At 68.5% G+C, this 13,225-nt stretch carries 10 protein-coding genes; 8 read left to right on the top strand and 2 right to left on the bottom strand.

The features are described from left to right. The first annotated feature begins 1 nt into the window (after window position 1). Genes AAFF32_RS10980 through AAFF32_RS10950 form a run of 7 tightly spaced genes read left to right on the top strand, consistent with a single transcriptional unit; the run spans window position 2 to window position 7,848 of the window. Window positions 2–1,159 carry a glycosyltransferase gene (locus AAFF32_RS10980; protein ID WP_342315200.1) on the top strand — a complete coding sequence of 386 codons (1,158 nt, stop codon included), beginning with the start codon at window positions 2–4 and terminating at the stop codon, window positions 1,157–1,159. A 7-nt stretch (window positions 1,160–1,166) separates the two neighbouring features. Continuing rightward, entirely contained in the window at window positions 1,167–2,321 is a 1,155-nt protein-coding gene (locus tag AAFF32_RS10975) for a glycosyltransferase (RefSeq protein WP_342315199.1), read from the top strand. Further along, the gene (locus AAFF32_RS10970; RefSeq protein ID WP_216958502.1) at window positions 2,302–3,657 is read left to right on the top strand and encodes an O-antigen ligase family protein; all 1,356 of its coding nucleotides are present in this window, start codon (window positions 2,302–2,304) and stop codon (window positions 3,655–3,657) included. Before AAFF32_RS10975 ends, AAFF32_RS10970 begins: the two co-directional genes overlap by 20 nt. Next, entirely contained in the window at window positions 3,654–4,688 is a 1,035-nt protein-coding gene (locus tag AAFF32_RS10965) for a polysaccharide deacetylase family protein (protein ID WP_216958505.1), read from the top strand. The genes AAFF32_RS10970 and AAFF32_RS10965 overlap by 4 nt, the downstream gene beginning before the upstream one ends. A gap of 10 nt (window positions 4,689–4,698) precedes the next feature. Further along, window positions 4,699–5,463, top strand: a complete 765-nt coding sequence (locus tag AAFF32_RS10960; RefSeq protein ID WP_342315198.1) for a polysaccharide deacetylase family protein — start codon at window positions 4,699–4,701, stop codon at window positions 5,461–5,463. Next, window positions 5,460–6,590 carry a glycosyltransferase family 2 protein gene (locus AAFF32_RS10955; RefSeq protein ID WP_342315197.1) on the top strand — a complete coding sequence of 377 codons (1,131 nt, stop codon included), beginning with the start codon at window positions 5,460–5,462 and terminating at the stop codon, window positions 6,588–6,590. The genes AAFF32_RS10960 and AAFF32_RS10955 overlap by 4 nt, the downstream gene beginning before the upstream one ends. 10 nt (window positions 6,591–6,600) lie before the next feature. Next, on the top strand, window positions 6,601–7,848 hold the full coding sequence (locus tag AAFF32_RS10950) for a glycosyltransferase family 4 protein (protein WP_342315196.1): 1,248 nt from the start codon (window positions 6,601–6,603) through the stop codon (window positions 7,846–7,848). Window positions 7,849–8,156: 308 nt separating this feature from the next. On the opposite strand, the gene AAFF32_RS10945 is transcribed toward AAFF32_RS10950, so the two are convergent. Beyond that, entirely contained in the window at window positions 8,157–8,900 is a 744-nt protein-coding gene (locus AAFF32_RS10945; protein WP_342315195.1) for a YdcF family protein, read from the bottom strand. A gap of 121 nt (window positions 8,901–9,021) precedes the next feature. Here AAFF32_RS10945 and AAFF32_RS10940 point away from each other — a divergent pair, with 121 nt between their 5' ends. Continuing rightward, complete coding sequence (locus AAFF32_RS10940; protein WP_342315194.1) at window positions 9,022–10,857, top strand: choice-of-anchor Q domain-containing protein; 1,836 nt, start codon at window positions 9,022–9,024, stop codon at window positions 10,855–10,857. Window positions 10,858–11,726: 869 nt separating this feature from the next. On the opposite strand, the gene AAFF32_RS10935 is transcribed toward AAFF32_RS10940, so the two are convergent. After that, on the bottom strand, window positions 11,727–13,223 hold the full coding sequence (locus AAFF32_RS10935) for an oligosaccharide flippase family protein (protein ID WP_216958523.1): 1,497 nt from the start codon (window positions 13,221–13,223) through the stop codon (window positions 11,727–11,729). Window positions 13,224–13,225 lie beyond the last annotated feature (2 nt).

Genomic DNA, 13,225 nt, shown 5'->3' with positions numbered 1-13,225 from the left:
CGTGCGCGCGGGCGATCGGCGCATCCGACTGCTGCTGATCACCGACACGCCGGTGCTCGCGCCCGGCGGCAGCGAACGCTTCCTGCAGAACCTCGCCACGCGCCTTCCGGCCGATGCGTACCGGATCACGCTGGTGCAGCTGCACGAGCAGAAGATGCCCGGCAACCACGGCCATCACCTGCTGAGCCAGCCGCACCTGCGCATGCTGTCGCTGCCGGTGCACGCGGTGTACGACCGCAGCGGCGTGAGCGTCTGGCGCCGCCTGGGCGAGATGCTGCGTCGCGAACGCTTCGATGTGGTGCAATCGCAACATGAGAAGGCCGACGTGCTCAACGCGCTCCTGCCGCGACTGCCGGGCACCGTATACATCTCCAACCGCCGCGACATGGGTTTCAAGAAGAGCCCGAAGCTGCAATACGCCTTCCGCTGGCTGAATCCGCGCTACGACACCGTCGTCGCACCGGCGCGGCAGATCCTCGCGGGCCTGGCCGATTGCGAGCGTCTGGACCCGCTGCGCATGACCTGGATCCCCAACGGCGTGGACACGCGCCGTTACGCGCCCGCGCCGTTGCAGCGCCGGCTCGATGCGCGCGCCGCGCTGGGGCTGGATTCCGAAGCGATCGTGTTCGGCTGCGTCGCACGCATGACGCCAGTGAAGCGCCACGTCGACCTGATCGAAGCCTTCGCCACCGTGCATCGGGAGCTGCCGCAGGCGCACCTGCTGCTGGTCGGCGACGGCCCCGACCTGCCGCAGGTGCAGGCGAAGATCGCCGAATTCGGCGTGGGCGACGCGGTGACGCTGCTCAGCTTCCGCGACGACGTCGACGACCTGTTGCCGGCGATGGACGCGCTGGTGCTGTGCTCCTCCAGTGAGGGCATGTCCAACGCGATTCTGGAGGCGATGGCCTGCGGCTTGCCGGTCGTCGCCACCGCGGTCGGCGGCAACCTGCACCTGGTGCAGCACGAACAGACCGGCCTGCTGGTTCCGCCGATGGATCCGATCTCGCTGGCCGCTTCGCTGCAATGGCTGGCGCAATCGCCGCACGCGCGCCGCCGCATGGGACTGGCCGCACGCACGCGCATCGAGCGCGAGTTCTCGCTCGACGCGATGGTGCTGGCCTTCGACCAGCTCTACCGGCGCCTGCTGGGCCGTGCCTGAGGCCGCCATGAGCGAACGTCGACCCGTCGCCCTGCAGGTCCGCTCCAGCGCCGGACTCTACGGTGCCGACCGCGTGGTGCTCGCATTGAACCGCGCGCTCGTGCACGCAGGCGCACGCGGCCGGCTGCTCAGCATCAACAACTACCGCATGCAGGAGCAGGCGCTGCACGACATCGCCTCGGCCACCGGCCAGGACGCGGTGCTGCTGCCCTGCCGGGGCCGCGTGGACACGGCGACCGTCGGCGCGCTGGCCGCGCAGATCGACGCCGCGCGCGAACGCGAGGGCCGCGCGCCCGTCGTCCACGTGCACGACTACAAGAGTGCTTTCTACGCCTGGCTGGCGACGCGACGCCAACCGGCGCCGCTGGTCGCCACGCTGCACGGTTGGGTCGAGGGTTCCACCTCGCTGCGTCTGTACACGCGGCTCGAGCTCGCACTGCTGCGCCGCTTCGATACGCTGGTCGTGGTCGCCGGCGAGCAGATCGATCGCCTCGTCCGCGCCGGCGTACCGCGCTCGCGCATCCGCCACGTCGACAACGGCATCGACTGCCCGGTGCGCGACGAGCGCGGCGCCTCCAGTCTGCGCGCGGAACTGAGGCTGTCGCCGAAGGCGCGCGTGTTCTCCGCCGTCGCGCGGCTGTCGAGCGAGAAGAACCTGGCGATGCTGCTGCGGGCGTTCGCGCCGGTGGCCAATCGTCATCCCGATGCGGTGCTGCTGCTCGCCGGCGACGGCCCGCAGCGGGAAGAACTGCAGGCGCTGGCCGAGCGCCTGTCGCTGGGAACGCGCGTGCGCTTTCTCGGCGTGCGCCACGACATGCCCGCCGTCTACACGCTCAGCGACCACCTCGTACTGCCCTCGCTTACCGAAGGCATGCCGCTGGTGGTGCTGGAGGCGATGGCCTGCGAAGTGCCGGTGATCGCCAGCGCCGTAGGCGACGTCCCGCGCCTGCTGGCGCAAAGCGCGCATGGCCGACTGGTGCCGCCGGGCGATGCGGACGCGCTGGAGCAGGCGCTCGACGAAGCCGCATCGCAAGCGACTGCGCGCGACACGAGCGCGCGCGATTACGTGCGCGAGCGCCACAGCGCACACGCCATGGCGATGGGATACGTGGACATCTACCGATCGCTTCGGGAGCGGGGCCATGCCCGGCGCGCATCCTGACTCCGGCGGTTCGCGCTTCCCGCTCGCGGCGCGTGCGCTGCGCGGCGGCATGCCGACGGCCACGCGCACGCGTGTGCCGGCCCTGCCCGGCGCCATCAACACCGCTGCGGCCGTGCCCACGGCGGGCCGCGCACCGCGCAACTGGGCGCTGTACCTGTTCCTGATCCTGCTTCCGTTGCAGAACATCACCGCCGGCTACCTGCCCAACATCGGCGGTGGCTTCAACTTCCTCAACGTGATGTTCCTGATCTCGCTGTTCACGGCGATGGCACAGGGCGGGAAGCTGGCACCCAACGAACCCGTCAACCTGTGGGCCGGCCTCTACGCCGGCTACATGGTGCTGTCGCTGCTGGTCGGCTATCACTTCGTCGACGATCCGGCCAACCACTTCAACCAGCTCAAGGATCACCTCGTCGGTCTGTTCGTGGTCTACGTCGTGCAGATGAGCGTGCGCGACTGGAACGGCGTGCGCATGGTCGTCCTGGCGACGCTGTTGCCGCTGCCCTACATCGCCAAGGTGGTGTGGAACCAGCACGTCAGCGTCGCCAGCACGCACTACACCGACGACCTGCGCATCAGCGGCACCTTCGCCCTGCTGGGCGCGAACGAATTCGCCGCGTTCTGCGTGACGGTTGCCGTCGTCCTGTTCGCGCTGCTGCTCGCCTGCCGGATCTCGCGCAAGTGGAAGCTGCTGCTGCTCGGCGGCATCGGCTGCATGATCGTGGGCGTGCTCTACGCCTATTCGCGCACGGCCTACATCAGCCTGATCATGGGCATGGTGGTGGTCATCATGGTCTGGCGCGGGCGGCTGAAGCTGATCCTGCCGCTGTGCCTGGCCGTGGCCGTGGCGCCGGCGGTGCTGCCCAAATCGGTGGTGGAGCGCTTCGACAGCACCACGGTGGAGGAAGGCAAGCGCGACGAGAGCACGGAGCTTCGCATCGAATATTGGAAGATCGCCTGGTCCAACTTCCTGCGAAATCCCGTGGTCGGAACGGGTTACCACACCTTCCACCACCGCGAGATCAACCCCTACGGCCGCGACACCCACAACCTCTACATCCGCCAGCTGAGCGAGGGCGGCGTGCTCGGGGCGATCGTGCTGTTGGGCATCCTGCTGGCGGTGCTGCGCACGGCCATGCGCGAGGTGGCCCAATCGCGGACAGGCACCTGGCGTTACGCCCTCGCGCTCGGGCTGATGGGCGCGTGGGTGTCGATGATCATCAGCAACCTGTTCGGCGACCGTTTCACGTATTACCCGGTAGTCGCCTACTTCTGGGCCTATGTGGCCCTGGTGATGAAGGCACGCCACCTGCCGCCGGAGGATTCCTCACGATGACCGCCGCACTGCGCGCCTGGATGCGCTACACGCTCGCCCTGTGCAGCCACTACAGCGGGCTGGATGCGCTGTACCGCCGGCTCAGCGGCTCGGGCCTGGTGATCCTGATGCTGCACCGCCTGCGCGATGACCACGACCCCTACCCGCTCAGCGTCTCGCGCGCGCAACTGCGGCAGCTGGTGACGTGGCTGCGCGCGCGCGGCGCGCTGGTCGGGCTGGACGACGGCCTGCGCGCGCTCTCACCCGAACGCGCGCAGCGCATCCACTACGCGCTCACCTTCGACGACGGCTACCGCGACAACCTCGGCCTGATCGACGCCCACCTCGGTCCCGTACCGGCGGTGGTGTACGTCGCCACCGGCCACATCGGCGGCGAGCCCATCTGGGCCTATCGCCTCGTGCACGCGGTGGAATCGCGCAGCCGCAACGCGCTCGACCTCGGCGGCCTGGGGCTGGGGCATTTCGATCTCTCGCTCAGCGACGACCGCGTGCGCCTCTACGAACTGTTGCCGCCGCGCCTGAAGAAACTGGAACCGGCCGAACTGGAAGCCTGGGTCGACCATGTCTGCGAACAGACGCGGCCGCGGCCGCTGCCGCACGAAGATCGCGAGATGCTCGAGTGGAGCGACGTGCGGCGCCTGGCCGACGGCGGCATCGAGATCGGCGGCCACACCTGCAGCCACGCGATCCTCAGCCGCCTGGACGATGCGGCGGCGAGCGAGGAAATCGGTCTCTCGCACGCCAGCATCCTCGCCGCGCTGGGCACGCCGCCGCGCCATTTCGCCTACCCCAACGGCGGGCGCGAAGACTTCGGCGAACGCGACGTGCGCCTGGTGCGCGACGCCGGCTTCGCCACCGCCACCACGTCGATCGAGGGCGTCAACCGCCCCGGCGCGGACCCGTACCGCCTGCTCCGCTTCAACGTGCACGAAGACCGCTTCCGCGCGCCATCCGGCCGACTGTCCAGGGCGCTGTTCTTCAGCGAGACCAGCGGCATGCTCGGCTGGCTGCGCGAGGCGCGAACCGCATGAGGTGCTGCCCGTGAGCACGCTTCCGATCCTGATGTACCACGGCCTGCATCGCGAGACGTCCTCGCGCGGCCGCTTCGATCCGGTGTACAGCGTGCATCCGGAGATGTTCGCCCGCCAGCTCGACTGGCTGCTGCAGCAGGGCCATCGCACGGCGCTGCTCGACGAACTCCCCGCCGGCCGCCGCGACGGACGCGATGTCGTCATCACCTTCGACGACGGCGACGTGTCCAACGTCGAGATCGCCCTGCCGCTGCTCGCCGAACGCGGCCTGCGCGCGGAGTTCTTCGTCACCACCGACTTCGTCGGCCAGTGCGGCATGCTCGCGCCGGACGACATCCGCTGCCTCGCCGCGCACGGCATGGGCATCGGCTCGCACGGATGCACGCACTCGTTCCTCTCCGACCTGGACGTGACCGATCTGATGGCCGAGCTCGACGACAGCCGCTGCCGCTTGCAGGCGATCTGCGGGCGGCCGATCGACTCGCTCGCCCTGCCCGGCGGCCGTGGCGGCGAACGCGAACTGCTCGCCGCGCAGCGACTGGGCTATCGCCACCTGCTCGGCTCGGTGCCCGGACCGAACCGCCGTCTGCGTGCCGATGCCTGGTTGCAGCGGTTGCCGGTGACGCGCCAACTCGCGCTCGACGACTTCGCCGCGCTGGTGCACTGGCGCGGAATCCCGCCCCGCTGGATGCAGGCACGCCACGCCGCGCTCGCGCTGCCCAAGCGCGTGCTCGGCAACGGCGGCTACCAGCGCCTGCGCGAGCGCCTGCTGTGAGCGCGGCGCTGCTGTTCTGGTGCTGCATCGCGCTGGTCGCGTACGCCTACGCGGGCTATCCGCTGTTGATGACGCTGCTGGCGCGGCGCTACGGGCACTCGCCGTTCGAGCACGACGACGGCGAACACCTCACCGTCGTCATCGCCGCATTCGATGAAGAGGCGCGCATCGCCGCGCGCGTGCATGACATTCTCGACCAGGACTACCCGGCCGATCGCCTGCGCGTGCTGGTGGTCAGCGACGGCAGCCGCGACGGCACCGCGCGTGCGGCCGCTTCGGTGGACGATGCGCGCGTGGCCGTGCTCGAACTGCCGCGCAATGTCGGCAAGGCCGCCGCATTAAACGCCGCGCTGCGCGAGGTGGACAGCGAACTGGTGGTGTTCACCGACGTCAGACAGCGCTTCGCGCCCGGCGCATTGCGTGCGCTGACGGCGCCGTTCGCCGATCCGTCCATCGGCGCCGTGAGCGGCGAGCTGATGATCGCCGCAGCCGAACACGGCACGGGCGAAGGCGTCGGCCTGTACTGGCGCATGGAGAAACGACTTCGTTCCGACGAAGCGCGGCTGGGATGGCTGCACGGCGTGAGCGGCTCGATCCATGCGCTGCGCCGCCGTTTGTTCGTGCCCATTCCTGCCGGCACCGTGCTCGACGACATGTGGATGCCGTTGCAGGTGCTGCGCTCGGGCCATCGGGTCTGGATGGCGCGCGAGGCCGTCGCCTTCGACCGCGCCAGCGTCAGCGTCGACGAGGAATTCCAGCGCAAGCTGCGCACACTGGCCGGCAACTGGCAACTGGTGGCGCGTCTGCCGTGGCTGCTCAATCCGTTCGCGAACCCGGTGTTCTTCGCCTGGTGCTCGCACAAGTTCCTGCGCCTGCTGGTGCCGTGGGCGCTGTTGATCGCGCTGGCGGCTTCGGCCTTCGCCGAAGGGACGTTCTACCGCGTTGCCTTCGGCGCGCAACTGCTCGGCTATGGCGGTGCATTGGGTGGTCTGGTGCTGCCGCGACTGGCGGCGCGCATGCCGCTGCTGCCGGCGGCCAGCAGTTTCGTGATGCTCAACTTCGCCGCGCTGCTGTCGCTGCCGGCCTCGCTGGCGATGGATCCGTCGCGTCTATGGAAGAAGCACTGAGAGGGACACGATGGCCCGCATCCTCGCCGTAACCAGCCGCCTGCCATTCCCGCCGCGCGAAGGCCACCAACTGCGCGCCTGGCACGTACTGCGCGCACTGGCTTCACGCCACGAGGTGACGCTGCTCAGCTTCCAGCGCAACGACGACCTGGCCGACGAAGCCGCGCCGCTGCACGCCGCGATGGCGCGCGTGGAGACCTTCCGCATTCCCTGCGAGCGTTCCCGCGCCGCGCTGGCGACCGCCGTGGTGCGCGGCACGATGACGCGCACGCCGTTCCTGGCGGCGAAGTACGACTCGCCCGCACTGCGTTCGCGACTCACCGCGCTGGCGGGCGACGCGGACCTGGTCCACTTCGACATGCTGCCGCTGATGGCGCACGCCGACTGCGTTCCCGACGGCATCCCGGTGACGCTCAATGCGCACAACGTCGAACACGACCTGCTCGCCACGCGCGCGCGCATCGAAACGCGCGCCTGGGCGCGGCGTTTCCTGTCAGGCCAGGTGCAACGGCTCAAAGCGTTCGAGCGCGCGGCCTGCGCGCGTGCCGACGCCGTGCTGTCGTGCTCGGTCACCGATGCGCAGGCACTGCGCGAGCTGGCCCCCGGATGCAAGGTGCACGTCATCGCCAACGGCGTGGACCTGGATGCGAACCGCCCCTCACCGCAGGCGCCCGACCCCGACCGGCTCGTCTTCGTCGGCCAGATGGGCTGGTTTCCGAACCGCGACGGCGTGGAGTGGTTCCTGCGCGAGGTCTTCCCGCGCATCCTCGCGCAGCGCCCGACGACGCGGTTCGAACTGGTGGGCAAGGCGGACGGATTCGAAATACCCGAGGCGGTGCGCGCCAACGTCACCCTCGCCGGTTTCGTCGACGACCTGCGCCCGCACGTGCACGCGGGCTCGGTCTACGTGGTCCCGTTGCGCGCGGGCAGCGGCACGCGGCTGAAGGTGCTTGAAGCGATGGCACTGGGCAAGGCGATCGTCACCACCTCGGTCGGCAGCGAGGGCATCGTGCTTCGCCATGAACGCGATGCGCTGTATGCGGACGATGCGGCGTCGTTCGCCGATGCGGTGCTGGCGCTGCTGGCGTCGCCTTCGCGTGCCGCGGAATTGGGCGTCCGGGCGCGGCAACTGGCCGAAGCCGAGTACGGCTGGGACGCGATCGGCACGCGACTGCTGAACGCGTATGAGCCGCTGCTCACCTCGAACGTGCGCGTGCCGCGGGCGCATGTGGAGACGTTGGGGGCGATTGAGGCTTGAGGGGTGTTACCAGACACCGTCATCCCCGCGAAGGCCGGGACCCAGGCTCGTAGCGCATGGGCACTCCGGTGGCGGCAAACCCTGTCACCGTCATTCCAGCGAAAGCTGGAATCCATTTGCTTTTGCTCCTCAGGACAACAAGGTAGAAGCGAAGAGCGAAAATGGATTCCAGCTTTCGCTGGAATGACGTGATGTGGTTCACCCGTGAAGGAGCGCCCGAACGCAACGGGCCTGGATCCCGGCCTTCGCCGGGATGACGGATTACGAAGACGACCGCGCGCGACGCCACCGCTTCACTCCGCCTTACTTCACTCCGCCTTACTCCGCCCCGCCTTCCACCGATAACTCACCGTCCCCGCCAGCTCATACAACGCCAGCTGCGTCTTCTGCATCGCCGACAACTGCGGCATGAAGTAACCCACGCTCCCCATCGGCACGAACGCCGAATCGCTCGCCACCGCGCACGGCGTGAATCCCGCCGCTCGGAAGGCCACCACCGCACGCGGCAGGTGCGTGGCCGAACTCACCACGCGCACGCGCGCCGGCAGCGTGCCTCGCAGCGCCATCGCGCTCTCCCACGTCGTCGTGGATTGCGTCTCTTCGCTCAGCATGGCCGCAGGAATGCCCCAGTCCTGCGCCAGCCGCGACAGCACCGTGGCTTCCTTGATCGCGAACGGACCGCCGCCGGCGATGACCATCGGCACCGGCGGCCCGCTGCGCCACAGCGCCACGCCGCCGCGCAGTCGGCGCCAGCTCGCGGGCATCAGCGCGATGTAATCGTCCTGCGCGCGGGGTTCGTCCGCCAGGCCGCCGGACAGCACGACGATCGGGGCGCCCGCATCACCGGCACCGCATCGCGCGTCGGTGGGCACATGCGATTCCACCACGCGGATCAGCGCGTTCGCGCCCAGCGGCGTGCACAGCAGCACGATGGCCAGCCCCGCGGCGACCAGCACCACGCGCCACCACGCACGCCCGCGTCGCCACGACATCCACGCCACCGCCATCCACAGCAGGGCCCAGGTCATCGGCGAGAGCAGGAGGTGGTGCATGGCCGGCGCAGTCTTGCATGAACAGGCGGGCTGCGCACGCGAAGGCCGAAGCACGGCGTACAACGCGTTCTTCACGGTATCGGGCCCTCGCCCGCTCCCTTTCCCGCGCCCGGTGTTCGCCATGAAGCTTCCACGCCTTCGCTCCGCCTCCCTCGCCCTGCTCGCATGGTGCGTGCTCGCCCCACTCGCGGGTTCGCTGTCCGCGCAGGCATCGGCAGCGACGTACTACGTGCGCACCGACGGCGGCGACGACGCGCAGTGCAACGGCCGCGCCGACGTGGCGTATCCGGGCAGCGGCAGCAACGTGGATTGCGCGTGGAAGCATCCCAACTACGCCCTGCCCGCCAACGACAAGCCGCGCATCGACGGCGGCGACACGCTCATCATCGGCCCGGGCGAGTACATGATCGGCTGGGATTCGCCGGGGCTTTCGACCAAGAGCCTGCGTTGCGACCGCAGTTCGCCCTACGACTGCTACCCCGCCGCGCCGCCCAGCGGCAAGCCCGATGCGAAGACGCGCATCCTCGGCGCGGGCCACGACAGCGGCTGCAAGGCGCCGCCGAAGTTGTGGGGCACCAACCGCGTCGAGCTCGTCTTCAACCTGCAGGATGCCGACAACGTCGAAGTCGGCTGCCTGGAAATCACCGACAAGAGCGACTGCGTGGAATTCCACGCCGACGACGCCGTGCGCTGCGAGCGCGACGCACCGCCGTTCGGGCAATGGGCGTCGATCGGAATCGGCGCCAAGAATTCGAAGAACGTCTATCTGCACGACCTCAACGTCCACGGGCTGTCGGGCCGCGGCATCATGGCCGGCGGCCTGCGCGACTGGACGATCGAGCGCGTGCGCATCGTCGCCAACGGATGGGCCGGCTGGGATGGCGATGTCGGCGAAGGCGAGAGTTCCAACGACGGCGACATCGTGTTCCGCAATGTCGAGATCGCCTGGAATGGCTGCGCCGAGCGCTGGCAGACCGGCGAACCGTTCGCGTGCTGGGCGCAGGAGGAAGGCGGTTACGGCGACGGACTGGGCACCGGCAAGACCGACGGCCACTGGTTGATCGAAGACTCGCGCATCCACCACAACACCTCCGACGGACTCGACCTGCTCTACACCGACGAATCCAAGACCGCCACCGTCGTCGTGCGCCGCCTCTACGCCGCCGCCAACGCGGGCAACCAGGTGAAGACGGCGGGCAACGCGTTGATCGAGAACTCGGTGATCGTCGGCCAGTGCGCCTACTTCCACGGCAAGTTCGCGATGAGCGACGGCGACATGTGCCGCGCCTACGGCAACGCGCTGTCGATAGGCATCGGCCCGAAACAGACCGCGACCGTGCGCCACAACACCATCACCGGCGAAGGCGACTGCCTGATCCTTACCGCGGGCGGCAACGCGACCTCGCGCGTGGACATCTACAACAACGCGCTGATCGGCCAGAAGGACGTCACCGCCAGCGACGGCGACATGCGCAGTTGCGGCCATTACGCCGACGAGAGCACGGCGGTGGTGACCTTCGCCGGCAACGCCTTCTGGGACGTGAAGGACGACATGTGCCCGCCGGGCAACGTATGCGGCCGCGAGCCGAAGATCGCGAGCATGGAGATGGGGAGCTTCGATCCTGCACCGCTCGCCGGCAGCCCGCTGATCGACCATGCGACGCACCAGACCAGCGTGACTTCGGACTTCCTGCGCCAGTCGCGCCCGATGGGCGCGGCACCGGACATCGGCGCGATCGAATACCAGGGTGGACAGGCGAAGGCGACGGGCGCCACGCCCTCCACATCGAAGGCCGCCTCCGGCGATGCGGACGGCACGAAGATCGACCAGACCTCCGGCGCGGCGACGCCGACGCAATCGTCGGGCTGGATGATTGGCACGCTGGCGGCGGCATCGCTGCTGACGGCCGGTGTCGCGGCGGCAATGCGGAAGCAGCGCGGGCGGAAAGGCGCGTAGTTCGCCGGTCATCCCGGCGAGGGCCGGGATCCAGGTCGTCACGCTATCCGTTACATCACGTCGTTTCAGCGAACGCATCAGCACATAAGCGCATTGCCAATGCCGTCATCCCGGCGAAGGCCTGTCCGAGCTGGTCGAAGGGCCGGGATCCAGGCTGTCACGCCATCCGACATGTCACGTCATTCCAGCGGAAGCTGGAATCCATTTTGCTGTTGCTGTTCACAGGCAACAGGCAAGCGTGAAAAGTCCCTGGATTCCCGCCTTCGCGGGAATGACGGTGAGGGCGTTCACCGCAGAGGGAGTGCCCGGACGCTGAGGGCCTGGGTCCCGGCCTTCGCCGGGATGACGGTGAATTTGCTGTTGCTGTTGCTGTTGCTGTTGCTGTCGAACAGCCTTTCAGATCACTAGCCCCGAAGGGCGCCGCACATGGATGTGCGGCGGTGAGCGCTGAGCCATGGATGGCGAATCGCGAACGCGCCTACTCGCTGTCCGGTCGTGGGATTGGTTTGGGCAAATGGAAGGCCCTTTCTTTTGGTTACTTTTCTTTGGGCAAGCAAAGAAAAGTGACCCGAGCGGCGTAGCCGATCGGAAGCTTTGCTATTGCTCCTTCTTTGAGAAGCCTGAGAAAGCCAAATCAAAATGGATTCCAGCTTTCGCTGGAATGACGGTGACAAGGTTTGCCACTATCGGAGTGCCCACGTACTGCGGGCCTGGATCCCGGCCCTTCGACCAGCTCAGGACAGGCCTTCGCCGGGATGACGGTGAAGTGGGTCGCCGCACGGGGAGTGCCCACGCCCTGCGGGCCTGGGTCCCGGCCCTTCGACCAGCTCAGGACAGGCCTTCGCCGGCATGACGGGGACCGCAAGCCCCTACCCCACAACCCCCTCACTCACCCGCCGCTCCACCGCACGCAACTTCGGATACAGCATCGCGCGCAAGCGCCCATCGAGCGTGAGCAACGCCAGCAGATACGGCCCGCCGATCAACATCCCACCGACCAGCATCCGCTGCCAGCCCGGCCGCAGGTCCAGATGCACGGTGATCCACTCGCCCGCCAGCGCCAGCACTCCCGCGCACAACGCCGTCAGCAGCGTGCGTCGATCCGGGAACTGCCGCAGCGCCGGGTTGACCAGCAGGCAGGCCGCGATGCTCGACACCGCCGAGCTCGCCAGCGTCGCATACGCCGCGCCCATCACACCCCAGGCCGGAATCCACCACCAGTTCAGCGCCGCGTTGATCGCCACCGCACCGCACATCAGCACCATCACCGTCTTGGTGCGACGTTCCAGCACCAGGCCGAAACCGCACACCAGCAGCACCGGCAGCACAGCGTTCATCGCGCCCATCAGCTCGAACACCGGCCCCGACGCCGCCTTGCTCGCGCCGCTGAGCGCGATGATCAGATCGGTGCCCAGCGTCCACAACAGCAGCGCCACGCCGATCGCGGCGTAGGTCATCGGCATCAGCATGGTGCGCTTGAGCGCGCGCACGGCGGCCGCGCCTTCGGTCACATAGACGCGATTGGCGGCGGGCGTGAACGACTCGAACACCGTGAGGTTCATGAACATGTGCACCTGCATCGCCAGCGCCGCGCCGACGCTGTAGATGCCCACCACCGCGAAATCGCCCGACAGGCCCTTGAGCATGATCCGGTCGATCGACACCAGCGCGACGGCGAGGATTTCGGTCATCACCAGCGGCATGCCGTAGGCGAACGACTGGCGCATCTCGCCCGCGTTCACCGTATCGCGCGCGAAGTGCAGGTGCCGGCGTGCCCAGCCCAGGTAGAACACCAGGCCGATCACCACCGCCAGCAGCTTGCCGCCGTACGCGGCGGCCGCCGTGTGCTGCACCGCCATCACCGCGCCGAGCATCAGCGCCAGCTGCAACCAGCGCCACGCCACGCGCGTGAACATCACCGTTCGCGACTGCTCGGTCACGCGCAGCACGGTCTCCACCAGGCTGGAATAAACCAGCATCGGCGTCATCACCAATGCCATCCAGAACACCGGCGAATGGCCGTCGCCCGTCGCGTAGCCGTGCACGATCGCCACCGCGCCGACGAACGCCCACAGCACCAGCGAGCCGAGCATCGGCAGGTAGAACAGGTTGGTGGCGAAGGCGCGCATGCGCGCTTCGTCGCCGCCGTGCGGATAGAAGCGCTGGATGGAATGCTGCGCGCCGAGCTTGGCGACCGCCACCGCCATCAGCACCCAGGTCTCGTAGTAGCCCAGGATGCCGTACTGCGTGTTGTCGAGCAGGCGCGTGAGCAGCGGGAACGACACCAGTCCCGCCATCATCACCAGCACGTTGGCGGTGGAATAGCGCAGGTAGTGCTTTGCCAGACCGGGGGAAGACTCGCTCATCG

Source organism: Lysobacter sp. FW306-1B-D06B (assembly GCF_038446665.1).
Classification (GTDB): Bacteria; Pseudomonadota; Gammaproteobacteria; order Xanthomonadales; family Xanthomonadaceae; genus Lysobacter_J.
The sequence above is the reverse complement of the archived record's forward strand: the minus strand, read 5'-3'. Positions and strand labels throughout refer to the sequence as shown.